Annotated in this window: 27 protein-coding genes and 1 other annotated feature; of the genes, 25 read left to right on the forward strand and 2 right to left on the reverse strand. The window is 48.8% G+C overall.

From position 1 onward, the window contains the following. The first annotated feature begins 49 nt into the window (after positions 1 to 49). From MHH48_RS11610 to MHH48_RS11650, 9 genes are all read left to right on the forward strand, one after another. Positions 50 to 682, forward strand: a complete 633-nt coding sequence (locus MHH48_RS11610; RefSeq protein WP_076320933.1) for a nucleoside recognition domain-containing protein — start codon at positions 50 to 52, stop codon at positions 680 to 682. Positions 683 to 689: 7 nt separating this feature from the next. Then, the gene (locus MHH48_RS11615) at positions 690 to 1,223 is read left to right on the forward strand and encodes a spore maturation protein (protein WP_076320934.1); all 534 of its coding nucleotides are present in this window, start codon (positions 690 to 692) and stop codon (positions 1,221 to 1,223) included. A 125-nt stretch (positions 1,224 to 1,348) separates the two neighbouring features. Next, positions 1,349 to 1,687 carry an N-acetylmuramoyl-L-alanine amidase gene (locus MHH48_RS11620; RefSeq protein WP_076320935.1) on the forward strand — a complete coding sequence of 113 codons (339 nt, stop codon included), beginning with the start codon at positions 1,349 to 1,351 and terminating at the stop codon, positions 1,685 to 1,687. Positions 1,688 to 1,708: 21 nt separating this feature from the next. Beyond that, positions 1,709 to 2,464: a pseudouridine synthase gene (locus MHH48_RS11625; protein ID WP_071223906.1), complete on the forward strand. Its 756-nt coding sequence runs from the start codon at positions 1,709 to 1,711 to the stop codon at positions 2,462 to 2,464. Between the two features lie 125 nt (positions 2,465 to 2,589). Next, positions 2,590 to 3,117, forward strand: coding sequence for a redoxin domain-containing protein (locus tag MHH48_RS11630; protein WP_076320936.1), 528 nt, complete (start codon positions 2,590 to 2,592; stop codon positions 3,115 to 3,117). Continuing rightward, on the forward strand, positions 3,114 to 4,817 hold the full coding sequence (locus MHH48_RS11635) for a cytochrome c biogenesis protein ResB (protein ID WP_076320937.1): 1,704 nt from the start codon (positions 3,114 to 3,116) through the stop codon (positions 4,815 to 4,817). The genes MHH48_RS11630 and MHH48_RS11635 overlap by 4 nt, the downstream gene beginning before the upstream one ends. Next, positions 4,804 to 6,057, forward strand: a complete 1,254-nt coding sequence (gene ccsB, locus MHH48_RS11640; RefSeq protein ID WP_076320938.1) for a c-type cytochrome biogenesis protein CcsB — start codon at positions 4,804 to 4,806, stop codon at positions 6,055 to 6,057. Before MHH48_RS11635 ends, ccsB begins: the two co-directional genes overlap by 14 nt. A 100-nt stretch (positions 6,058 to 6,157) precedes the next feature. After that, positions 6,158 to 6,874 carry a response regulator transcription factor gene (locus MHH48_RS11645; protein WP_009595176.1) on the forward strand — a complete coding sequence of 239 codons (717 nt, stop codon included), beginning with the start codon at positions 6,158 to 6,160 and terminating at the stop codon, positions 6,872 to 6,874. Position 6,875: 1 nt separating this feature from the next. After that, entirely contained in the window at positions 6,876 to 8,309 is a 1,434-nt protein-coding gene (locus tag MHH48_RS11650) for an ATP-binding protein (protein ID WP_076320939.1), read from the forward strand. A 123-nt stretch (positions 8,310 to 8,432) separates the two neighbouring features. Here MHH48_RS11650 and serA read toward each other — a convergent pair whose 3' ends face one another. Beyond that, positions 8,433 to 10,025 carry a phosphoglycerate dehydrogenase gene (gene serA, locus MHH48_RS11655; RefSeq protein WP_076320940.1) on the reverse strand — a complete coding sequence of 531 codons (1,593 nt, stop codon included), beginning with the start codon at positions 10,023 to 10,025 and terminating at the stop codon, positions 8,433 to 8,435. A gap of 191 nt (positions 10,026 to 10,216) precedes the next feature. Then, positions 10,217 to 10,447, reverse strand: a binding site (T-box leader). 227 nt (positions 10,448 to 10,674) lie between these two features. Between serA and MHH48_RS11660 the strand changes: the two genes are divergently transcribed. The 3 genes from MHH48_RS11660 to MHH48_RS11670 are packed head-to-tail and all read left to right on the forward strand — an operon-like array spanning position 10,675 to position 12,486. Continuing rightward, positions 10,675 to 11,259 (forward strand): CPBP family intramembrane glutamic endopeptidase, encoded by a 585-nt coding sequence (locus MHH48_RS11660; RefSeq protein ID WP_076320941.1) that lies wholly within the window; start codon positions 10,675 to 10,677, stop codon positions 11,257 to 11,259. Position 11,260: 1 nt separating this feature from the next. After that, positions 11,261 to 11,671 carry a hypothetical protein gene (locus tag MHH48_RS11665; protein ID WP_076320942.1) on the forward strand — a complete coding sequence of 137 codons (411 nt, stop codon included), beginning with the start codon at positions 11,261 to 11,263 and terminating at the stop codon, positions 11,669 to 11,671. After that, the gene (locus MHH48_RS11670; protein ID WP_076320943.1) at positions 11,668 to 12,486 is read left to right on the forward strand and encodes a metallophosphoesterase; all 819 of its coding nucleotides are present in this window, start codon (positions 11,668 to 11,670) and stop codon (positions 12,484 to 12,486) included. The genes MHH48_RS11665 and MHH48_RS11670 overlap by 4 nt, the downstream gene beginning before the upstream one ends. A 51-nt stretch (positions 12,487 to 12,537) precedes the next feature. Here the strand turns inward: MHH48_RS11670 and MHH48_RS11675 are convergent, their stop codons facing one another. Continuing rightward, complete coding sequence (locus MHH48_RS11675; RefSeq protein ID WP_076320944.1) at positions 12,538 to 13,449, reverse strand: polysaccharide deacetylase family protein; 912 nt, start codon at positions 13,447 to 13,449, stop codon at positions 12,538 to 12,540. Positions 13,450 to 13,542: 93 nt separating this feature from the next. Here MHH48_RS11675 and MHH48_RS11680 point away from each other — a divergent pair, with 93 nt between their 5' ends. The 13 genes from MHH48_RS11680 (at position 13,543) to MHH48_RS11740 (ending at position 24,367) form a co-directional block, all read left to right on the forward strand. Further along, a complete protein-coding gene (locus MHH48_RS11680; RefSeq protein WP_076320945.1) occupies positions 13,543 to 13,917 on the forward strand; it encodes a hypothetical protein in 375 nt (124 codons plus the stop codon). 201 nt (positions 13,918 to 14,118) lie between these two features. After that, positions 14,119 to 14,730: a genetic competence negative regulator gene (locus tag MHH48_RS11685; protein WP_076320946.1), complete on the forward strand. Its 612-nt coding sequence runs from the start codon at positions 14,119 to 14,121 to the stop codon at positions 14,728 to 14,730. Positions 14,731 to 14,787: 57 nt separating this feature from the next. Continuing rightward, positions 14,788 to 15,483, forward strand: a complete 696-nt coding sequence (gene prsW / locus MHH48_RS11690) for a glutamic-type intramembrane protease PrsW (RefSeq protein ID WP_076320947.1) — start codon at positions 14,788 to 14,790, stop codon at positions 15,481 to 15,483. 73 nt (positions 15,484 to 15,556) lie between these two features. Next, positions 15,557 to 15,703 carry a hypothetical protein gene (locus MHH48_RS11695; RefSeq protein WP_009595221.1) on the forward strand — a complete coding sequence of 49 codons (147 nt, stop codon included), beginning with the start codon at positions 15,557 to 15,559 and terminating at the stop codon, positions 15,701 to 15,703. Positions 15,704 to 15,793: 90 nt separating this feature from the next. Beyond that, positions 15,794 to 17,143 carry a germination protein YpeB gene (ypeB, locus tag MHH48_RS11700; protein ID WP_076320948.1) on the forward strand — a complete coding sequence of 450 codons (1,350 nt, stop codon included), beginning with the start codon at positions 15,794 to 15,796 and terminating at the stop codon, positions 17,141 to 17,143. A gap of 197 nt (positions 17,144 to 17,340) precedes the next feature. After that, positions 17,341 to 18,003 carry a flagellar brake domain-containing protein gene (locus MHH48_RS11705; protein WP_076320949.1) on the forward strand — a complete coding sequence of 221 codons (663 nt, stop codon included), beginning with the start codon at positions 17,341 to 17,343 and terminating at the stop codon, positions 18,001 to 18,003. 64 nt (positions 18,004 to 18,067) lie between these two features. Continuing rightward, a complete protein-coding gene (locus MHH48_RS11710) occupies positions 18,068 to 18,355 on the forward strand; it encodes a DUF5359 family protein (RefSeq protein WP_076320950.1) in 288 nt (95 codons plus the stop codon). A 176-nt stretch (positions 18,356 to 18,531) separates the two neighbouring features. Further along, positions 18,532 to 19,212 carry a (d)CMP kinase gene (cmk, locus tag MHH48_RS11715; RefSeq protein ID WP_076320951.1) on the forward strand — a complete coding sequence of 227 codons (681 nt, stop codon included), beginning with the start codon at positions 18,532 to 18,534 and terminating at the stop codon, positions 19,210 to 19,212. A gap of 21 nt (positions 19,213 to 19,233) precedes the next feature. Next, the gene (locus MHH48_RS11720; protein ID WP_076320952.1) at positions 19,234 to 19,824 is read left to right on the forward strand and encodes a lysophospholipid acyltransferase family protein; all 591 of its coding nucleotides are present in this window, start codon (positions 19,234 to 19,236) and stop codon (positions 19,822 to 19,824) included. Positions 19,825 to 19,944: 120 nt separating this feature from the next. Then, complete coding sequence (gene rpsA / locus MHH48_RS11725) at positions 19,945 to 21,162, forward strand: 30S ribosomal protein S1 (RefSeq protein ID WP_076320953.1); 1,218 nt, start codon at positions 19,945 to 19,947, stop codon at positions 21,160 to 21,162. A 211-nt stretch (positions 21,163 to 21,373) separates the two neighbouring features. After that, on the forward strand, positions 21,374 to 22,696 hold the full coding sequence (der, locus tag MHH48_RS11730; protein WP_076320954.1) for a ribosome biogenesis GTPase Der: 1,323 nt from the start codon (positions 21,374 to 21,376) through the stop codon (positions 22,694 to 22,696). 11 nt (positions 22,697 to 22,707) lie between these two features. Beyond that, on the forward strand, positions 22,708 to 23,334 hold the full coding sequence (gene plsY, locus MHH48_RS11735; protein ID WP_076320955.1) for a glycerol-3-phosphate 1-O-acyltransferase PlsY: 627 nt from the start codon (positions 22,708 to 22,710) through the stop codon (positions 23,332 to 23,334). After that, complete coding sequence (locus MHH48_RS11740) at positions 23,327 to 24,367, forward strand: NAD(P)H-dependent glycerol-3-phosphate dehydrogenase (protein WP_076320956.1); 1,041 nt, start codon at positions 23,327 to 23,329, stop codon at positions 24,365 to 24,367. Before plsY ends, MHH48_RS11740 begins: the two co-directional genes overlap by 8 nt. Positions 24,368 to 24,417: the final 50 nt, after the last annotated feature.

Here is a 24,417-nt window from a genome sequence, read left to right on the forward strand (position 1 = left end):
AAGAGATCGTGGATTCTCACGAGCGGGGGCAGCAAACGGGGGCGAAGAGATGATCAATTTGATTTGGATGGGGATGATACTGATCGGCGTTTGCTTTGCGGCAGTGAACGGGAATATCGAAAGTGTTACAAAAGCCGCATTTGACGGAGCCCAGACGGGAGTGACTGTCTCCTTCGGTCTCATCAGCATACTGGTGTTCTGGCTTGGCATGATGCGCCTGGCAGAGGACGCGGGCCTGCTGAAGAAGGTTGCCAAGCTGCTGGGCCCGGTTGTCCGCTTCCTGTTCCCGGATGTACCGAAGAATCATCCCGCTATGGGATATATACTGTCTAACATGAGCGCCAATTTGTTCGGTCTGGGCAATGCGGCAACTCCGATGGGAATCAAAGCGATGCAGGAGCTTCAGAAGTTAAACCCGGATAAGGAAACAGCTTCTCCGGCGATGTGTACGCTGCTTGCACTAAACACGGCCAGCATTACGCTGATACCGACAACGCTAATCGCAATCAGGTTAAATTATGAGTCCGCTAATCCTTCGGAAATCGTCGGTACCACGCTTTTGGCCACTGCGATTGCAACGGCGGCCGCCATAATGGCTGACCGATGGTATCGAAGACGGACGATACGCCGCCAGAAGCCGCCGGGAATCGGTACAAGCCTGAACCCGGATGTGAAGGGGTGAATGAGGGTTGCTATCATGGATTAATCTCGTATCCGCTTGGTCTATTCCCATTATTATCGCATTCATTCCGCTTTATGCTTATACGCGCAAAGTACCCGTATATGAATCGTTTGTGGATGGAGCCAAGGACGGCTTCTCCACAGCGATTGGGATTATCCCGCACTTGGTCGGCATGATGGTTGCCATTAGCGTATTTCGGTCTTCCGGTGCGCTTGAGTTTTTTGTGGGTTGGACGGGCCCCTTTCTGCAATCGCTAGGGGTACCGAGCGAGATTTTGCCTTTGGGAATTCTCAGGCCGTTGACGGGTACAGGCTCTCTCGCTTACACGACTGAGCTGATCCGCGCATACGGTCCGGATTCCATGATTGGCCGAATCGCGTCCACCATACAGGGAAGCACGGATACGACTTTGTACGTTCTGACCGTCTATTTTGGCGCCGTGGGTATCCGCAATGGCCGGTATGCGCTGAAGGTGGGGCTGTTCTCCGATTTGATCGGTTTTATTGCGGCGATTGCCGTATGTCTGCTGGTGTTCGGATAATTAAGACATGCGGGCTGTCTGAGTAAGACGGAGCGTTTTTTCTATGTAACAGGACGTATGCCTATACCCTCGATTCCATCGCGTCATATACTGCTGCAGTTACAAATTGTAGTAGGGGTGATGAAATGGAATTCGAGGGTTTTGTTATTCATCATACCGTGTGCGAGCGGGAACCGCGGAACTGGGATTTTAAAATCCATCAGGACGGCTCGGTCTCTTCTTCATCCATGCTGGTTCAGCCGGGACAGATTCACATCTGTCTTGAAGGCGACTTCAATATTGGCTACCAGTCCATGTCGCTGGACCAGAAAACACAGCTGTTCACCGCCAGCAAAATCATTTTGGAGCTATCCAGACTCCATGATATTTCCCCGTTGTACTTGTTTCCTCACTCCGACACCTGTCCCGGGGCACATTTTCCATGGAACGCGCTTGTGATTTATCCTGTCGATGGTTATCATTAGGAATGAGGTGACCTAACGAACATGGAGAGATTACAGAAAATTATGGCACAGGCCGGAGTCGCTTCCCGCCGCAAGTGCGAGGAATTGATTCTTGAAGGCAAGGTGCAGGTAAACGGAGAGACCGTTACCGAACTCGGCACGAAGGCCGATCCAGCCCAGGATATCATTACGGTTTCAGGCAAACCGATAAAGAATGAGAAAAAGGTATACATTATGCTGAATAAGCCGAAGGGAGTCATTACAAGCGCTTCTGATCCCGAAGGCCGAAAAATTGTATCGGATTATCTCAAGGGCATTAAAGAGCGGGTATATCCGATTGGACGTTTGGACTATGATACAGAAGGACTCCTGCTGCTGACCAATGACGGCGAATTCGCCAATCTGCTCAGCCACCCTAAATATCATGTACCCAAGACTTATTTGGCTACCGTGAAAGGGGTGCCCCATGGCACCGAACTGGACAAGCTTCGCCAAGGGATTATGCTGGAAGACGGCATGACGTCTCCTGCCGAGGTGGAGTATAAGGATGTGGATCCGGATAATAAACAATCCGTCATATCGATTACCATTCATGAGGGCCGCAACCGTCAAGTGAGAAGGATGTTCGAAGCGATTTCCCATCCGGTAACGCGATTGAAGCGTATATCTTACGGTGATCTGCTGCTGCAAAATTTAAAACGGGGCTTGTACCGCCATTTGACAGCGGATGAAATCAACCAGCTTTTGCAGATGGCGAAAGCCGCTAAGCCGGGCGGGAAACCGAAGAGAAAACGTTAAACCCGACACATAATATTCAAAATGGCGAGCGGCGTTTATGACAAATTTCGTTATAATTGTTCATAGGATGTTCACACCCGTAGTATACGATATGATGAATGTCATAGAAAGGAAGCTGCTGCTTTATGGGCAAATCAAAGAAAAGCGTACAGATTGTGATTCTGCTTGCCATTATCCTGATCGGAGTGTACGCCGTTGCAACCGTTGTATTCGGCTCTGATGAGGTTCCCAAAGTGGGTCAAAAGGCAGCGGATTTTGAACTTCTAGGCATGGATGGCGGCGTACATACCATGAGTGAATACGAGGGTAAGGCCAGGGTGATTAATTTCTGGGGCACCTACTGTCCGCCATGCGTGCGGGAAATGCCGGCTCTACAAGCTCAGTGGGAGAAATGGAGCAGTCAAGGCGTTGAGATCATCGGAATTAATGTGGGAGAGAACAAAATGACCGTTGAGAATTTCGTTGCTCAAACCGGCGTGAAGTTCCCCATACTGATGGATCCGAAACGGAATGCTGTTGCCAGCTATGGGGTTGGGCCCATGCCAACCACCTTTTTTGTTACGGCCTCTGGCAAGATTGACCATATTCGTATAGGCGAACTGGATTTGAACACCCTTGATAAACAAATTGAACAGTTGGTGAATGCGAAATGAGTCAAGGTTCCAAGCCTTTGATCCAGAACACGAAGTGTGATTGTGGACACCAGAATCCAACGGGGACGGTCCTCTGCGAGGCTTGCGGGAAGCCGCTGACCGAGGAAGCGGAGGCCCAGCCGATTCTGGAAATGCGGTATGACGGCGTTGCTCGTCGATCACAGAAAGAAAACCCCGGTATGATCGATCGGGTATGGAATTTCTTCTCTTCGGTAAAGGTAGCAATATATCTGATATTGCTTACCTTGATCGGCTCCTCGCTGGGGACCATCTTTCCGCAGGAAAGTACATTCCTTAATATTGACCCCTCAGTTTATTACAAAGAGGAGTACGGACAACTGGGGCATATTTATTACTTGCTCGGGCTGTCTCATACATACACGTCATGGTGGTTCGTGCTGCTGCTTGTCATGATCGGCGCATCGCTTGTCATTTGCAGTCTTGACCGGGTCCTGCCCCTGTACAAAGCGCTCAGCAGACAGCGGATTCCGAAGCACATGTCCTTCCTTACCCGCCAGAAGGTGGTATACCAAGGGCATGTTGATGAAGACGGTGCCGACTGGGTTGAACGGGTGAAGCCAATCATTAAGAAGAAGGGTTACCGAGTGCGAACGGATGGCGGAACCCTACTGGCAGAGAAGCAGCGGTTCAGCCGCTGGGGCCCCTATGTTCTTCATATCGGTCTGATTGTTTTCCTGCTTGCAGTTCTTGGACGGAATCTTCCCGGACTGCATATGGACGAGCACATGGCTTTCCCTCAAGATGAACCGGTGCACATCAAGAACACCAGTTACTATTTATTGAACGATGGCTTTAAGGTGGAGTTCTACACCGAGGACGATATGCCTGAGGAATTCAAAGGCAAGAATAAAGTACTGCCGAAGGAGTTCCAAACCCAGGCGATCCTGTATATGTGCGAGGCCAATTGCGACGATTTTGATAAAAAACCTCAGCTCGTGGAATTGACACGCCATAACATCGAGGTGAATCATCCTCTTAATTACAAAGGGTTAAAAGCTTATCAATTCGATTATGATCTGACCCCGATTCTCCGTTCGGTTTCGCCGGTGCTGATTAACAGTAAGAGCGGGAAGGAATACGGCAAAATCACATTGTCGATCGACGATCCTCAAAGAGAGTATCAGGCGGGAGAATATACGTTAACGCTTACACAATCCTTTACCGATTTTGGACTCGGCGATAACGGCAAACCGGTAAACCTGTCACCTAACCCGAATGCGCCTGCATTCTTATTTCTGATTAAGGGACCTGAACTGCCGAAGGAAGGCATTCAATACTTCTACTTCCCTAAACAGATTGACAAGGAACGCTTTAATCAGGAAGCGATCAATGCACAGCTGGCGGGTGGGGAAGCGCTCGTACAACTGGATGTACGGAGCATGGACGATGTGGACTTTTCGGAATCTACGACTTATCTGAATATTCGTGTGGATAAAGCCATGCCGTTCATTTGGATTGGTTGTTTTATCGGTATGCTCGGCCTGATCATGGGCTTTTATTTCACCCATCGCCGGATCTGGCTGCGTATTGATAACCAAACGCTGACCCTTGGCGCACATACGAACAAGAACTGGTTTGGGCTTCGCAAGGAGATCTCCACGATCCTCAAGCAAATGAATATCGAAGTCGATGAAAAGTCATTGGAGAATAACGGGGGGACTAAGCATGAATCTAATTGATTTTAGCGGCAACGCATTTATCGTTGCTTTTACCTTGTATTGTGCGGCATTTATCATGTATGCACTTGCCGTTATGGGACGACGGTTCCGCAAGCGGGACCCGGAAGCCCATTTGGCTAAATGGGGGAAGATTGCATTTGTGACGGCATCGATCGGTTTGATCGGACATCTGCTGTACTTCTTTACGAGATGGGCGGGCTCTGGACATGTGCCTGTCAGCAACATGTATGAGTTTATGACCTTCTTGTCGATGGCAATCATGATTGCCTTCCTCGTACTTTATTTTATCTACAAAAAATCGCTGCTCGGATTGTTTGCACTGCCGCTGGCTATTCTGATCATGGCGTATGCTGCTGTGTTTCCGCAGGAGGTGCAGCCGCTGATTCCTTCGCTTCAGTCCTATTGGCTGGGGATTCACGTAACCTTGGCTGCGCTGGGCGATGCATTTTTTGCGGTCGGTTTTATCGCCGGCCTGATGCACTTGCTCCGTACCGTTAACTTTAGCGGAACAGACAAAGGCGCGCGCAAGGAACAGCGCTGGCTTGAACTCTGCATGTTTGCCATCGTGATCCTGATCGGATTTATTTTGTCGGTATACAGTTTCCGTGCGAGCGGATATCAGGCTGAATTTAACCAGACTTTGGTTGACCCGAAGACAGAAAATAGTACAATAGTAAAAGTGGAATATAACATGCCACCGCTTGTCGCACCTTATAAAAGCGAAACGGAGAGCATGCAGTCCTTCTTGGGCATGAAATCTCCACTCATGGAAGCTCCGTCCTGGATGCACGGCGTGAACGCTGGACGTAAGCTGAATACGGTGATATGGTCGCTGATCACGGGGTTGATCCTGTACGGATTGCTCCGCCTTATCCTGCGCAAGCCGCTGGCCAAGTTCATTCAGCCTGCCCTTAATAGATTGGATCCGGACGATCTGGATGAAATCAGTTATCGAGCCATTGCGATTGGGTTCCCGGTATTTACACTGGGAGGTCTCATATTCGCCATGATCTGGGCAGAAATTGCCTGGGGCCGGTTCTGGGGCTGGGATCCGAAGGAAGTATGGGCGCTTATTACATGGTTGTTCTACAGCGTGTACCTTCATCTCCGGCTATCGCGCGGCTGGCAGGGTAAATATTCGTCCTGGCTGTCCGTTATCGGCTTTATCGTGGTCATGTTTACGCTGGTCGGCGTCAACTTGATAATCGCGGGTCTGCATTCCTATGCGGGAACCGATTAATGTAAATCGAATAGCAGTGAATGATCAATCAGAAGGGCCCTTTCTTAATCAAGAGGGCCACTTCTGATTTTCCCTATAAAAATGAAGGAGTTGGCTGCCAATGTCAGAGCACGGAAATCGCATTCTAGTTGTTGATGATGAAGAACGAATTCGCCGATTGTTAAAAATGTATTTGGAGAAGGAAGGGTATGAAATCGAAGAGGCGGAGGATGGAGAAACTGCTCTTCGCAAAGCAAGTTCCGAAGATTACGGGCTCGTTATTCTGGATGTGATGCTGCCCGGGATGGATGGTGTCGAAGTGTGCACACGTCTCCGTCAGGTAAAGTCTACGCCTATTCTCATGCTGACTGCCAAGGGCGAGGAGATCAATCGCGTACAGGGGTTTGAAGTGGGGGCCGACGATTATGTTGTGAAGCCGTTCAGTCCGCGCGAGGTGATCTATCGTGTTAAAGCGATTTTACGCCGCTCGTCCGCTACGGCCTATTTGAGCAAGGAACCGAACCCAAGCAACAGCATTGTTTTCCCGCATTTGATCATTGAACATGATGCTCACCGCGTGACGGCCGGAGGGCATGAAATCAGCTTGACGCCGAAGGAGTATGAGCTTCTGCACTACCTAGCCTCGTCCCCGGACAAAGTATTCTCGCGCGAAGAACTGCTTAAGGACGTATGGAATTATGAATTTTTCGGCGATCTTCGCACCGTCGATACCCACGTAAAGCGGCTGCGCGAGAAGTTAAATAAGGTATCCGCAGAATCCGCAGCGATGATTACGACCGTATGGGGAGTAGGCTACAAGCTGGAGGTACCGAAGTAACGTGAGTTTCTGGAGATCACTCGTCGGCAAGTTGTGGATTACGATAACCTGTTTAGTCGCGTGCGTACTGCTGACGCTCGGATTATTTTTGCTCCCCTATATCGATACCACGTTTGCGAATTCGGATGCCATCAAACGTTTATTTACTTATGTGGCCATTATTGGTTTTTCGATGACCACCTTTTTCGGGTTGTTTCTGTTAACGAAGATTACCCAGCCCATGCAGCAGCTCATTGAGGCAGCCAATGACATCCGTAAAGGGAAGTATGGCACTCGATTGAATTTGGTAACCAGTGATGAGATTGGCGAGCTGGCCAATACGTTCAACCATATGGCAGCAGAGCTGGAAACGAATATCCGCAATTTGAACCATGAGAAGGAGCATCTATCCAGTGTGCTGAGAAGCATGAGCGACGCGGTGATTACTTTTGATAATCATGGTCAGGTCATTTTGGTGAACCCGCCAGGGCAGGAAATCATGAAAACCTGGAAAGGGCTGCAATGGGATGATGAGCTGCAGGGCGGAGGCTGGGCGGCCGATGTCATGCCAAAACCGCTCAGTGAGCTTTATTATGCCACCGTGAACGAAGGAAAAGACCAAAGCGCTGACCTGCATGTGAAGCAGGGAATATGGTCAGCCCATATGGCTCCCTTATATTCGGATGAGGTGATCCGCGGCGCCGTTGTCGTGTTAAGAGATATTACCGAGCAAGTTACGCTGGAGAAGATGCGTACGGATTTCATCGCCAACGTGTCGCATGAAATCCGTACACCGCTGTCCATGATGCAGGGCTACAGTGAAGCGCTGCTTGACGGAATGGCAGCTTCACCGGAAGAGAGCAGAGAATTGATACAGGTAATTCATGAGGAATCGCTTCGTATGGGCCGACTGGTGAAGGATCTGCTTGATTTAACCCGTATGGAAGCGGGGCATGCAGAGCTGTCCCTGCGGAAGATGGATGCAGGTGAATTGTGTGAAAGGGTATATCGGAAGTTTACTGTTCGAGCCAAGGAGCGTGGTATTGATCTTCAGCTTAATAAACTTCACTCGAATCTTCTGCTCGAAGCGGCGGATGAAGATAAGCTAGAACAGGTGCTGACCAATCTGCTGGACAACGCTTTTCGTCATACGCCTTCAGGCAAGCAGATTCGAATCATTGCGGATCGGATTACCGTATCGAACACAGAGGCTCTCCAGGTGAAGATTAGCGACCAAGGCGTCGGTATTCCGCCTGAGGATCTGCCTTTTGTTTTTGAGCGATTCTACAAGGCCGATAAAGCGCGTGTGCGGGGGGAGACGGTGGGAACCGGCATAGGCCTCGCCATCGTGAAAAATATCGTGATTGCGCATCATGGTACGATTAACGCAACAAGTGAAGTAGGCGAAGGAACGGTGTTTACGATGATCATTCCAACAAAATCGGCAGAATCTTAGGGAATGTCTCCACAAAAGACAAAACACGCTCACAGGGAGCGTGTTTTTTTGTTGAAATTAAGAGGTTAATCTTGTTCTACGTGGAACAATGATTAACCCCTTATATCTTAAATTGGCCTGAATTTAGCCCAGCGCGATTTGCTGCGCGGTGTTCAGTTCCGGCAGTCCGGTAAGCTTGATCAGAACGTCCTTAGGAACGTCTTTATCCACCGTCAGAAGCATGATGGCTTCCCCGCCGATGACTTTACGTCCAACCTGCATGGAGGCGATGTTGACATCGTTCTCGCCGAGCAGCGTTCCGACACGACCGATAAGGCCCGGTTTGTCGTTATGGGAGATCAGAATCAGATGACCTTCCGGAGAAATATCGACCGGGAATTTATCCAGACGGACGATCCGTTCGCCGTAACCCAGCAGGAGGGTACCTGCAACAATTCGCTCCAAACCGTTTTGCGTTTTAAGCGTAACGGTAACGAGGTTGGTAAAGTCTTTGGTTTTTGGTGTCTGGGACACAACGACGTGCAGATCACGGCTCTTCGCCAAATGCATGGAGTTTACAATATTCACTTCGCTTCCGAGGTGGCGTTCCAGCACACCCTTCACGATGTATCGGGTTAGGGCTTGCGTATCGACTTCAGCCAGCTCGCCTGCATAGTCAACGTGAATCTCCTTCACCGCGTGTGCGGTGATCTGAGCAGCTACACTGCCCAGTTTCTCGCCGAGCGAGAAGTATGGCTGCAGCTTGTTCATCACGCTAGCCGCTACAAGCGGGAAGTTGACCGCATTCTTAAACGGCTCGTTGCGAAGGATATGGAGCACTTGTTCCGATACATCAATCGCAACGTTCTCCTGAGCCTCAACGGTAGATGCACCCAAATGCGGGGTTACAATAACCTTTGGATGGTTCAGGAACGGATGATCGCTTTCAGGCGGCTCATGTTCGAACACGTCAAATGCGGCTCCGGCAACAATGCCTTCATCGATGGCTTCCACGAGGGCACGTTCGTCAATAATGCCGCCACGGGCGCAGTTCACGATGCGCATGCCGCGCTTCATGACTTCGAATTGCGGTCTTGCGATCATATGGCGGGTTTCCGGCGTAAGCGGAGTATGGACCGTAATGAAGTCTGCGCTGCGGATAATGTTATCTACCGAGGAGAGTGTCACGCCCAGTTTGTCCGCACGCTCTTCCGTCAAGAACGGATCGAAGGCAAGGATGTTCATGCCGAAAGCCTTGGCGCGTTTAGCTACCTCGCTGCCGATCCTTCCCATTCCCATAACGCCCAGCGTTTTGTTGCGCAGCTCAACGCCGAGGAAGGATTTGCGGTCCCAGGATCCACCTACCGTCTTGGCATAGGCCTGCGGGATGTGGCGGGCGAGGGCGATCATCATGGCAAATGTATGCTCTGCGGTGGTAATCGTGTTACCGTCAGGCGCATTAATAACAACGATCCCGCGTTTCGTAGCGGCTTCAAGATCGATATTGTCAACGCCAACACCAGCACGGCCGACAACCTTGAGATTGGTTCCTGCATTCATAATGCGTTCTGTCACACGTGTCTGACTCCGTACGAGGAGCCCGTCATATTCACCGATAATGGCAGTGAGCTCATCTTCATTAAGCCCCGTTTTTTTGTCTACCTGCACATCGGCGGCATCCATTAATTGCTGGATCCCCAAATCACTGATCGGATCCGATACCAATACTTTAAACATGGTTTCTCTTCCTCCTTAAAATCCTCTATAAATTGCGGTATTGCAATATTGAATAAGGATTACGCTGGGCGTATTCCGTTATACACCAAAGATTCCAATAGAGCTGCAAGAGGTCTATACAGGTTTGACGCGGTGTCGTGGCAAAGAGACAGGAACATAAAAAAACTCCCAATCCGCATACTACCTCCGTAGTAAGGGACGAGAGTTATTCGTGGTGCCACCCTTATTCGCTGCCAAGATGCGGCAGCCTCAAGCGGTCTGTTCAGACCATGATTGGTAACGGATATCATCCGATTTGCGCCTACTTCAAGTTTCAGCGAAATATCTCAGGAACGCTTAAGAATACTTTTACGCCACCGATTTACACCAACCATCGGCTCTCTGAGGACGTTACAGCTTCTCTTTTCCATCATCGGTTTTCACAGATTAATTTTTTCATAATGTATCATGGCTCTAACATTGTGTCAATAGGTGTTTATTCCGTCCATAGGCCTTATAGTGGGGGAAGAATCAAGGGTTAGCCTTGAATGTCATGCCGTTAATTTGCTATGATGCATATGCCCGCCTATGATTGAATTATTCTGATATTACTATGGTTGTCCACGAAAATAATCTTTAAAAATCAAGATGAAAGACAGGCCCATCTTCTATGAAAAAATTTAAAATACGCGTAAAAAGAATCGAGGCCCATCAATTAAATGATCGGCTGCTGCTTATTAATCTGTATCTTACCCAAGCATTGACGCTAATTGCAGGTTTGATCTGGATCCTATTTCAGCAGAGGAATCCGTTTGGGCTCTTTATCATTCCGAAGGATATCGAGTTTGTATATTGGGGGCTCGGACTTGCTGCAGCAATGCTGGTCGTGGATTTTGTATTATCCCGGTTTGTGTCAGAGGATAGTATGGACGATGGCGGAATCAATGAAATGTTGTTCCGGAAAAGGCCGGTTTGGCATATTTTTGTTATAGCTCTGATCGTATCCATCTGCGAGGAGTTATTGTTTCGAGGAGCCATCCAGCATGCGTTCGGACCATATTGGACTAGTATCTTGTTCGCACTTATTCATGTCAGATATTTAAAACATTGGCTTCCAACCGGATGGGTTTTCTTGAGCAGTTACGGTCTGGGTTACGTTTATATTCAAACGGGTACCATTTGGGCGCCCATCCTGTGCCATTTTCTGATTGATTTCATATCAGGAATGTTGATTCGGTTTCGGAGGAAAGAGTAACATGAACGAACTTAGCAGAATGCAGCGACATCAGAGCCGAAAAAAAAGCCGCAAGAACAAGTCAACGGCTCAATCAGAAAAAAGAGCGGCAGCGAAATCGCGACAAGCAGATGAAACATCGAGTCGATCTAAATCGCCACCCTCCACAAGTTCCGTGGAACAAAAGCACCAGAGAAGCAGCACAGGGGATGGATTGAGTCGTTCCAGATCGACCCGGTCCCGCCAGCGTCAAGCAGAGGAAGAAGCGTCTGCTCCTAAACGAACGAATACATATTCCTCGTATCGCGTAAGAATGAGCAAATGGTTTGTGAACTCATTGATCGTCATTTTCATATTGTTAATGGTGGGTCTTCTGTGGTGGGGACTTATCGGAGCGCCTCCATTAAAGGAATTGTTAAAGGAGTTATTATGAGTGTGTTGATGTGGATAGCAGGTGCTGCGGCGCTTGGTGCAGGCGCTATCGGCTGGATGAGGGCTGAAGCCAGGGGCTATCGGGTGCGTGAAGAAGAAGTGGTATCCGAACGTGTCCCTCACTCGTTTGACGGGTTTCGGATATTGTTCATTACCGATATACATCGCAGACAATTATCAGAAAAAAAGCTATTATCCAATCTATCATCGGTGGATTGCGTACTGCTTGGTGGAGATATTACGGAAAGAGGCGTGCCCCTTCAGCGTATGAGGCATAATATGTCGGTGCTGGTCCGTATCGCACCCGTGTATGCCGTCTTGGGGAATCATGATTTGAATGCAGGCAAGGACGCCGTCCGTAAAGTATTACGGGAGAGCGGCGTTACTCTGCTGAATGACAAGACCGTTACGTTAAAGCGCAGTAACGAGCTTATGGTTCTCAGCGGGGTAAGGCAGCCGGCAAGCCGGAAGCACCCGTATACGAGATTTCGGGGGAATGCAGCCGAAGACCAGTATCACATTATTCTGGTGCATGATCCAATATGGGTCAAAGACAAGGATGCGGTGCATGGGGATCTCGTGCTGGCGGGACATACCCATGGGGGGCAGATTGTACTGCCAGTTGCAGGAGCCGTTCGATTGACACGTTTCTACAAGAAGTTTAAATCCGGATGGTATACGCTGCCGAGAAAGGCGGGCGAAACCAAGCATTCTTCCAGGATGCTGATCAGCCGGGGATTCGGTACTTCGCATATCCCGCTGCGCTTGCAATGTCCCGCAGAATATCATGTGATTACACTACGCAAAAAACCTTAATTCGAGCGTCAGATGGTGACGGCAGAATTAAGGTTTTTGTGTTTTCTCGGATTATCTTATTTTAGGTTCGATGAATTGCGGATCCACGAAGCCATACCCTTTGGCTTCAAGCTTGATCAGTAAGGTATCGAGGGCCTCTACGGTCCACGGAAGCTCATGCATCAGAATGTTGCTGCCAGGGTGAAGCTGTTCCAGCACATTACTGACTACGGCATCGGGTTTGTTTTTATTTTTGCTTTCCCAATCGAGCGAACCGTTGGACCAGGTCATGAACAGCAGGTCATGATTCAGGGCAACTTCCTTTACAGTATCTCCGCCGGAGCCGAACGGAGGACGGAAAAACTTCGGTTCCGATCCGGTCGCTTCCTTAACGATTTGCTGCACATCCCCAATCTGTTTCTTCACTGTCTGTTTGGTTTCTTTTTTCAGGTCGATATGATCCCAGGAATGATTCCCAATGATTTGACCGCGGTCATGGATCAGTTTCAACAGCTCTGGATGCGCCTTCGCACGGTATCCATTGACGAAGAAAATCGCTTTGGCATCATGTTTGTCCAGCGTGTCGATCATTTGGTTGATCATGGTTTCGTCCTTTGGGCCGTCATCAAACGTGAGCAGCACTACTTTTTCGGGGACGGACTCATCATTGGGGACGATGCGATACACCTTATTCATGTGATACTTCGGTTCAACCGGTGCCTCGGCATCGGGACTCTTGTCGGTTCCATCTGATGGGTCCGCGGATTTATCCACGTCAGGCTCGGCTTCAGGCTTGTCTGTTTCGGTTGCCTTCTCGGTACCTTCTTTCGGAGTGGGCACTGCTCCAGAGGTTTCATTTTGCTGCGCTGCTCTGTCATTACCGACTTCCGTGGCCGTGCTTTGCTTCTGATCCATTCCGTTGTTGCCGCATGCGCTGAGCAAAAGGCAGCAAGCCAGCAGAAGTACTGTTCGTGTTCTAACCATGATTCCATCTCACTTTCCTGTATTTATGTAGCATGAGTTTCTGGCGGTGCGAGAACAATAATCTCGAGTTTATCATAGAAGGAGGTATCATGTGTGAAGACTTCGTCATTTCTATATGGTGTCATTATCGGTGCCGTTGCATGCCGAATCATTTCCCGGAATAACAGCAGACTCTTCTCCTCGATGATGAAAGATGCGAATCTTGGCCGATTTGCGGATACCGCGATGAGTAAAATTCAGGGCACTAAGAGCCAGAAGTACTCTGGCTCGAGCCAAGAAAGCGTGTCTCCCAGTTCAGGCCGACATGATTCCACTCATTCCAATGGAACCGCAGGGGTACAGACATCGACTCATTCGAAGGCTGCCAACCTGAAACAAGTCAAGGATTTCATCCGAAACAACCCTGATGTCAAGAACGAAGTCGAACAGATTTTGAAAGAGACCCACACCGTCATACCGGGTTTGTAAACGGCATGAACCATTTTGAATCATTCACGGGGAGCGGCCACATGAATCCCTGTGAATGATTCTTTTTTCTTCAGCTACATATTTGCGTGCATTTGTGGTTATTAAATGATAAAATCAATTATATAAAACCATTTTTATCACGTCATAATCCAGACATCATAATTTGTTATAAACTTTTGTTTACGTAAGGAGGATCCTGTCATGAAAATAGAGCGTTTGAGTCAAGATAAGATACGGATTTTCCTCACGTTTGACGATCTGAGTGAGCGAGGGATCCAGAAGGAAGAGATGTGGCAGGAAATACCGAAAGTTTATGACCTGTTTACGGAGATGATGGATCAGGCATACAGTGAACTCGGATTTGATGCCACCGGACCTCTTGCCGTTGAGGTGTTTGCACTGCCTGCCCAGGGCATGGTGGTTATTGTGACGAGAGGGAAATACGATCATCATTTCGGCGGCTTGTCCGAAGAAGATATGCCGGACGAGATTTATGAAATGGAAGTAACGCTGGATCAAAGTGATACTATCGTCTATGTTTTTCAAGATTTTGAAGTGCTCATTGAAGCATCGCATATGTTGAAGGATCTTGTAGGCGGAGCGGGTAAGCTCTATCACTATATGGATAGATGGTTTTTGTACTTCGATCCTGAGGAATTGGATAGCGAGAAGCTGCCGGCGGTGATTGCGATGCTGGCTGAATTCGGTGAATCCTCCTCAGTAACGGAGGCTATGCTGGAGGAATACGGGAAGAAAGTCATGCCTCAGCAAGCGATTGAGGTTATCTGTACACACTTCCAGCGTCAGCATTAATCAAGGTGGGCGTGCGTGCCGGACTTCAGGCCCGCAACTAACGGAAGGGGAATTTTAGTGCTGGTGTTCTCGGTAATTGCGTCAGCTTTGGCGCCGGGACTCGCATTGCTCACGTATTTTTACCTGAAAGATAGGTATGATCAAGAGCCCCTGCACATGGTGATCAAGGTGTTCATGCTAGGGGTTCTGATCGTTTTCCCGGTTATGATTTTGCAGCGGGGAATGATACTATGGCTTGGCGACAATCCGGTAGTCAACTCATTGTTCGTTTCGGCGGGCGTTGAGGAATTTCTGAAATGGTTCGTGATGTACCATATTATTTTTAACCATACGGAATTTGACGAGCCTTATGACGGCATCCTTTATGCAGTGGCGATATCGCTGGGATTTGCTACGGTAGAGAACTTGCTTTACGCCTGGTACAGCCAGGCAGCCTTTGGTCCGATGTTCTTGCGAGCCCTGCTGCCCGTTTCGGGGCATGCGATGTTTGGCGTCATCATGGGATACTACATGGGACATGCGAGGTTCACGGAAGGGAAACGAAGAAGGTTCTTTCTCGTTCTATCCTTGTTCCTGCCTTGGATGTGGCATGGTCTGTACGACCTGATTCTGAATCTGCTGACCCACACATGGGTATGGTTTATCGTACCGCTTATGGTGCTGCTATGGTATGGCGGCATGGGCAAAATCTCTAGAGCTAACAACCGTTCTCCTTTTCGTTTCATCAAGCGGGAGGAAGAGGTTAACACTTAACAAATCAGGGCACACTTCTTTCTATAGACCTCGGCTGACAGCCAGGGAATCATAGAAAGGAAGGTGTCTTTTTTTGCGTGTAAAAGTGAAAATTCTTTGTAAGGATTGCGGTGAACGTTTTGTGCTGCGGGGAAAAAAGGAGCAGGGCCGGATCGAAACCGGATTTAAGCAGTGTCTGTGCAACAATCGCGATCACTTCGATATTGAGGAAGATTTCTAAAGGGTGAAGGAATTATACAGATATGCATAAGACTTCTTTCTTCTAGTCAAACTAACGGCAGTGAGTAGAAGAAAGGAGACTATAAGCATCATGTACAAACGATTAAGCGCTATTCTGTTTCCTGTGGCCACAATTTTATTGATCGGGGCTCTGGTATGGGGTTATCAAGAGAATAAAGAGAAAAACGCCATATTGATTAATGCGGAGAACCAATACCAACGGGCATTCCATGACTTGTCTTACAATATGGACAGGATTCATGCCGAGCTCGGCAATACGCTTGCGGTAAGTTCTACCTCCCAAGGGATGCACCGGAAGGGCTTGATGAATGTATGGCGCCTAACCAGCCAGGCTCAGAATGAGATCAGCCAGCTGCCGCTTACGCTCCTTCCTTTCAACAAGACGGAAGAGTTCCTTTCCCGAATTTCGAATTTTGCTTACAAAACAGGTGTACGCGATTTAACGAAGGAGCCGCTCAGTGAGGGTGAAGTCAAAACGTTGAAATCCTTGTACGCCAACTCCGGTGAAATTACGAAGGATTTGCAGCATGTGCAGAATAAGGTTATCGCAAACAGTTTGCGCTGGATGGATGTAGAGACGGCTCTGGCTACGAATAAAGTCCAGGACAACTCCATTATTGACGGCTTCAAAACGGTGGATAAAAAGGTGGAGTCCTACCCTGAGCTTGACTGGGGACCATCGGTAAGCAGCATTTATGACCGCCGTTCTGTGAAGCAATTGGCGGGTATGCCGATATCGGAAGCGGATGTGAAGCGTAAAGCGCTGAAGTTCTCCGATGTGGGTAATAATGCCAAAGTACAAGTGACGAAGAACGGCAGTGGCACCGAGTGGGTATCTTATACGGCGAAGGTGCAACATCCGAAGGGTCATATGCTCAGCATGGACTTTACCGAAAAAGGCGGACAGCTGATCTCTTATACAGATGAGCGGAATGTTGGTGCGAAGAAAGTGTCCGTTCAAAATGCTATCGACAAAGCCCAGCAATTCCTGATAAAAAAAGGCTATTCCGACATGACGGTTGTTTCGGCAGACCAATATGACAACCTGGCCAACTTCTCCTTTGTCCGCGAAGAGGACGGCGTGCTGATTTACCCTGAAAAAATTACCGTTCGTTCGGCTCTGGATAATGGGGATGTCATTGGATTCCAGGCCAGCGACTTTGTGTACGAGCATCAGATCAAGCGAGAAATCCCGCAGCCGAAACTTAGTCTTGCCGAAGCGGAGAAGGTCTTGAATCCTGAGTTCAAAGTGCTCTATCACCGTAAAGCCTTAATCAAAAACGATCGCTCCGAGGATGTTCTGTGTTATGAGTTCGGCGGGCGAATCAACGGGTCCCAATACCGAATTTACATTAATTCGGATACCGGCCTTGAGGAAACGGTTGAGGTCGTCAAGGATGCACAGGCAGGAATTAGATAATCAAAGTATTGCGCGATTGAAGCCGGTTCAGGAGATAACCTGAATCGGCTTTTTGCTTGGATGAAGGAGCTGAAAGAGAGGGAGAGTCCCATGTTTCCCGAGGTTAGACAGGATTCGACCTTAATTTGAAGATTTTGTCCTATGGACCGCGGCATCCCATGATATAATGGAAAATAATGATTATGATGAATTAGTGGGTGAGCGCATTGTATCCAAAGATTAACGACATCCTTTATATCCAGTTGGATACGGGGGATGAGAAGGAAGCCAATATTGTATATAAATCCCGCATCTCCGACATGGATGACGAATCGATGTATATGGAGGTTCCGCTGCAAGAAGGGACAGGCAAGCTGAAAAAGCTATACATCGGGGACGAGCTGTCCGCTTATTTTTTAACGGAAGGGGGAGTTAAGAATTTCTTCAATTCCTACGTCCTGAGTCACCATGAGGATATTATCCGTCTGGTTCGGATCAAGAAGCCGGAGCAGGATCAAATTACGAAGGTACAGAGAAGAAGCTTCCTAAGGGTGCAAGCCGAGCTCGAGGTAGCAGTCATGACCAAAGACGGCACCCAGTTTTTAGCCAAAACCGATGATGTCGGCGGCGGTGGCGTATCCTTTTATCTGCAGCCGGATCATACGATTGCGGAAGGGAGTATACTGACATGCTGGATACTCATCCCGTTTAAGAACGGATCCGTGGAGCATGTTCCGTTTGAAGGCGAGGTTGTGAGGGTGAAGGAGCTGCCTACCAATCGACGCATCGTGATGCTGAAGTTTAGTCAGATCGCAGATATGGAGCGCCAGAAGCTGATTCGTTATTGTTTTGAGAGACAGTTTGATTTTCGCAATCGTTAATGCATAAATAGGACATGCCGGTGGCACACTATCCGAAAAAATTGTCCCGGAGGGGCTGTCTGCCATGTCAGAAGTAGTAAACGACCAAGACCGTCTGCTTGAAAAAACAAGACTGGAAGTTAAGCATGAAGAGAAGGGACAAGCTCTGCATGACCGATATGGAATCATGCTGCTTAAGCTGCTGATCTGGCTTGTACTTGCCCTGGTGATCACCCAGCTGCTATTACATTATGAGCCTAGCCGGCCCTATATTTCGCCCATTCAGCAGATGGAGGGTGTTCCCGTTAACGAGCCAAATGTAAACGATTGGATGGGGGAAAACACCCCTTCTCTTTTGCATCACTCTAGCTAGTGTGGTATAATTTTCACGTCGCAGGCGGGCGCCTGCTTTTTTCTTGAAATATAAGATTGCGCCTTTGTTTCATCCGCGCTTTCTTATAAGTTTTCACTAGAGAAACGGTGATCCCGTCCGTAACGGATGGTAAGCCCTTTCGATTTCGAGGTATATGTTTGAGGAGGAATGCCCCGTTGGTTACGCAGGGGACAGGTTATCGCGACAGAATTAATATTGCCATCGACGGTCCGGCAGGCGCGGGTAAAAGCACCGTAGCGCGTATGGTAGCCAGCAGGCTGCATTACATCTACGTGGATACCGGAGCCATGTACAGGGCAGTCACCTGGTTCATGCTGAACCAAGGGATTTCTCCAGAAAATCCCGAAAAAGTGCTTCAACATGCACAAAACATGGTGATTGAATTAAAACCGCATGAACATGGTCAAATGGTCTGGCTGAACGGGGAAGACGTCACACCATATATTCGTTCACATCAGGTTAGTGCAGTGGTATCCCAATATGCACGAATCGAGGGTTTGCGGATAAAGCTTGTCCGTTTACAGCAGCAAATGGCACAAGACAAGGGCGTTGTCATGGATGGACGTGACATCGGCACAACGGTTTTGCCGGATGCCGAGGTGAAGATTTTCATGACGGCCAGTGTCAAGGAACGTGCTCTCCGCCGCTTCAATGAGTTGAGTGATGAAGGTATATCGCTGGAACAACTGGAAAGAGATATCGCAGAACGTGACAGGCTTGACCAGGAACGTGAAGTGTCGCCGCTCCGATGCGCAGAGGATGCCATCATACTGGATACGACACATATGGATATCAACCAGGTTGTGGAAGCAATTCTTTCATATTGCGAAACTTAAGTGGGATGGGGAGAAATGGGCATGATTTATATTTTTTGCAGAGCGGTGGTCCGCGGTTTGTTCGCTATTCTCTACAGATTCGAATCTGTCGGCGTACATAACATACCTTCAGAAGGCGGCGTGCTAATCTGCAGCAATCATATTAGCATTCGAGATCCGATATCTGTCGGCATTCACGTCAAGCGCCAGGTTAAGTTCATGGCCAAAGCGGAACTGTTCAACATCCCGGTGTTCGGATGGCTGGTTCGTCAGCTTGGAGCATTTCCGGTCAAGCGCGGCGGAGTAAGTAAAGATTCGATCAAAACCGCGCTCACGATATTGCGCACGGGTGAGATCATGGGCATTTTCCCTGAGGGGACGCGTAATTCCGATTCAACGGCGGCCAAACGGGGTGCGGCAAGCTTCGCTCTCCGCAGCGGGGCGACGGTCATACCGGCTGCTATCATTGGAGATTACAAGCTTTTTCGCAAAGTGAAGATCATCTATGGTGCACCTGTGGATCTATCTCAGTTTGAAGGTGACAAGTCACCGGAGGCTCTGGATGCGGCAACCGAGTTGATCATGGCCAAGATTCACGAAATGCGCGCAAGCGGCAAACCAACCATGAACTGATTTATTCGCTTCATGCATAAAAAGCATGGGAAGATTGGAAAGATACTACAGCAATTATGTTTTGAACTTCGCCAATGCGAGTTTAAATAAATGGGGTTTGAATTGAGGAGGTTATTTGACATGTCGGAAGAAACAAGAAATCAAGAGGCTGCTGAAAACCAAGAGCAGCTGGACCAAATCGTATCCTTGAAAAAAGGGGACACCGTGAAAGGGACGATCGTCAAACTGGAGGACAACCAAGCTTATGTAAGCATTGGATATAAATATGACGGCGTAATTCCTGTTCGCGAACTGTCTTCTGTACAACTTGATAACGCATCTGATGCGGTTCAGGTTGGCCAAGAGGTAGAGTGCAAAGTCGTTAGCATTAACGACGATAAGGAAAGCCTGGTTCTTTCCAAGCGCGCGATCGACACAGAGAATTCATGGGAAGAGCTTGAGAAGCATTTTGCGGATCAGGACGTATTCGAAGTAACGGTGGCTGACGTGGTTAAAGGCGGACTCGTAGCTGATGTTGGTGCACGCGGATTTATTCCTGCATCCATGGTAGAGCGTCATTTCGTTGAAGACTTCAGCGACTACAAAGGCCGCACGCTTCGCGTGAAAGTGAAGGAACTGGACCGCGAGAACAACAAAGTGATTCTTTCCCAGAAGGATGTTCTGGAAGAAGAGTTCGAAGCTAACAAACAAAAAGTGATGTCCGAGCTTCAAGATGGCCAAGTGCTGGAAGGTACAGTACAACGGCTTACGCAATTCGGCGCATTTGTTGATGTTGGCGGCGTAGACGGATTGGTTCACGTATCCGAGATCGCTTGGAGCCACGTCGACAAGCCTGCTGATGTATTGTCCGAAGGCGATCAAGTGCGTGTGAAGGTACTGAAAGTGGATCCTGAAAAAGGAAAAATCAGCCTCAGTATCAAAGCAGCGGCTCCAGGTCCTTGGGAAACAGCTGGCGAGCAATTCAACACTGGCGACATCGTAACTGGCGTTGTTAAACGTTTGGTTAATTTCGGAGCTTTCGTTGAACTGGCACCAGGTGTTGAAGGTTTGGTTCATATCTCCCAAATCTCTCACAAGCATATCGGTACACCGCAAGAAGTATTGAAAGAAGGCCAAGAAGTTCAGGTTAAAGTGCTTGATATCAACACTTCTGAGCAACGTATCAGCCTGAGCATCAAAGAAACGGAAGAAGCACCAGCTCAAGCTCCTCGAGCTGAAAAACCGTCCAAAGGTCCTAAAATCGACCTGAAAGACAATCCGAACGTTTCTTTGAACAATCAAGGCATGAGCGTTACGCTTGGAGAGCGTTTCGGCGATAAGCTGAGCAAATTCAAGTAAGCCCGGGAACAGTTTTGTTCGGTCTATTGACCTATCATAACGAAGTCGGCGAACCCAGAAATCTGGGTTCGCCATTTGTTTTTTTAGGGGACGAACGTTTGCGGATGTTGTAACATGGGGAAGAGCATAATAGAAATAAAGATGAAAGGTTAGCCAATTGTAACGTTTTTTGCTATGATGATAATCGTAAGAATTGACAGGAGGAGTGACTATGGCAAGACCCGTAGTGGCTATCGTTGGACGGCCTAACGTCGGTAAATCGACTATATTTAACCGATTGATTGGCGACAGATTAGCCATCGTTGAAGATAAACCGGGTATTACCCGTGACCGGATTTACGGTAGTGCCGAATGGAATGGTAAAGCGTTCAGTGTCATTGATACCGGCGGTATTGAAATTGATGGCGATGACATGATATTGAAATCCATACGCATGCAGGCCGAGCTTGCAATTGAAGAAGCAGACGTCATCGTATTTATGTGCGATGCAAAGGCAGGGGTTACCCAATCGGACGAGGAAGTTGCACAGATTCTGTTCCGTTCAGGTAAACCTGTCATTCTAAGTGTAAACAAAGTGGATAATTTGAAGCGCGTTGATGATATCTATGAGTTCTATTCCCTCGGATTTGGCGATCCTGTCGGAATATCGGGCAGTCACGGCACAGGGATTGGCGACCTGCTGGACGTTGTAGTTGAGAATCTGCCTGAGCTGGAAGACGATGGATATGACGAGGATGTTATTCGAGTTGCCCTGATTGGCAGACCGAATGTGGGCAAGTCCTCCCTAGTTAATGCCATTTTGGGAGAAGAGCGTGTCATTGTCAGTGACGTTGCCGGCACTACACGCGATGCGATCGACACGCCGTTCGAGAAGGATGGGCAGCGGTATGTGCTCATCGATACGGCAGGCATGCGCAAACGCGGGAAAGTCTATGAGACCACAGAGAAATACAGCGTCATGCGTGCCATGCGCGCCATCGAGCGTGCGGATGTTGTTCTCGTCCTCATAAACGGGGAAGAAGGCATCATCGAACAGGACAAGCATATTGCCGGTTACGCCTATGAGGCCGGTAAAGCATCGTTGTTCGTTGTGAACAAATGGGATTTGGTCGAGAAAGAGGACAAAACGATGCAGCAGTTCGAGAAAAAGATTCGGGATCATTTCTTGTTCATGACCTACGCGCCGGTTGTGTTCTTGTCGGCCAAAACGAAGCAGCGCTTGCAAAAGCTGCTCCCTGTCGTTAAGCATGTGGCCGATCAGCATTCACTTCGCATACAGACACACCTCCTTAACGATGTCATATCCGATGCGATTGCCATCAATCCGCCTCCAACGGATAAGGGAAGAAGATTGCGTATCAACTACTCAACACAGGTTGCGGTTAAGCCGCCGACCATGGTCGTATTCGTCAACGATCCTGAATTGATGCACTTCTCATATGAGCGTTACCTTGAGAACAAGATTCGGGCCGCGTTTGACTTTGAAGGTACACCCATCAGGATATTTACTCGAAGAAAGTCTGATGAGAGTTAGGGGAGAATAGCTTGATTTTGGAGATCGTAGCGATAGTAGTGTGTTATTTACTCGGTTCGGTAAGCTTTAGCGTACTGTTTGCCAAAATCCTGAAAGGGATTGACATTCGTCAGCATGGCAGCGGCAACGCTGGGGCAACCAATACCCTTCGCGTCCTGGGAAAGGGACCTGCGATACTTGTATTGGTCTTGGATGTAATTAAGGGCATCGCTGCCGTTTGGATCGGACGATGGCTTGGGGGGGATAATGCGTGGCTGCCGGGATTGTGCGGTATTGCGGCCATTATCGGTCATAATTGGCCTCTATACTTCCGCTTTCGAGGCGGCAAAGGGATTGCAACCGCCATTGGGGTGCTTGCTACGCTTTGCTTTATACCAGCGGTTATAGCAGGCATTATCGCAATTCTATCCATTGTTTTTACCCGTTATGTATCTTTGGGTTCCCTTATTTTTGTAGTGCTTACCCCTGTTTTTCTATTGATCGCGGATTATTCGTGGCCAATCTTTTGGACGAGCTTCATCATATGTGTATTCGCCTTCTGGCGGCATCGCTCGAACATCGTGAAGCTTGTGCAGGGGCGTGAAAACAAGCTGGGTTCTGGAAAAGGAAAGGGCAAAGGAGGGAAGCGCGTTGTCTGACAAAGTCGCTGTTCTGGTGGCAGGCAGTTGGGGAACCGCTTTGGCAAGTGTTCTCGCTTCTAATAATCTGGATGTTGTCGTCTGGACAAGAACAGAGGAACAGACTCGTGAAATCAACGAGTCCCATACCAACAACCGTTATTTACCCGGGGTGGAGTTATCACCGAATATCCGCGCTACAACCGATATGAAAGAGGCTGTCTCGTCGGCTGCTGCTGTGGTTATCGTTGCACCTTCGTCCGCGATGCGGGAAGTGTCGGGGCAGCTGAAGCAGTTTTGGACCGAGGACATGCTGGTGATTCATGCGACCAAAGGATTTGAAATTGAATCCTTGAAGCGGATGTCCACCGTCATATCCGAGGAGCTTGGCTGTGAGGAAGGCCGCGTGGTAGTATTATCAGGACCCAGCCATGCGGAGGAAGTGGTCAGACGCTGCCCGACAACGGTCGTTGTGGCGTCTTTGGATGCCGAGGCGGCTGTAGCCGCTCAGGATTTGTTTATGAACACATATTTCAGAGTGTACACGAATCGGGATATGATTGGTGTTGAGCTGGCCGGGGCCTTGAAGAATATCATTGCTTTGGGCGCCGGGATGTCCGACGGACTGGGCTTCGGTGATAATGCCAAGGCAGCGCTTATTACGAGAGGTTTGGCAGAAATTTTGCGAATCGGCATGGAAATGGGCGCGAATCCGCTGACATTTGCCGGGCTGGCCGGGATCGGTGACCTCGTGGTTACCGCCACCAGCCAGCATAGCCGAAATTGGCGAGCTGGCTCGATGCTGGGTCAGGGTAAGAAGTTAGACGAGGTTCTGGGTTCCATGGGAATGGTTGTGGAAGGCATTCGAACGACCCAAGCCGCACATGCCATCTCCGAGAAATACGGCGTACAGATGCCGATTGCCGATCAGTTGTACCATGTGTTGTTTAAAGACCGCAATCCCCGCATTGCCGTTGAAGCCTTGATGGGCCGGGACCCAAAGACCGAGATGGAATTGATGCCGCTTGAAACTTGGGAGCAATGGCACACTTAGCTTATTCACCATTCCGATGATTGACTCATATAATGATGTGAGGATGTCGG

The organism is Paenibacillus sp. FSL F4-0100, assembly GCF_037993005.1.
Classification (GTDB): Bacteria; Bacillota; Bacilli; order Paenibacillales; family Paenibacillaceae; genus Paenibacillus_AQ.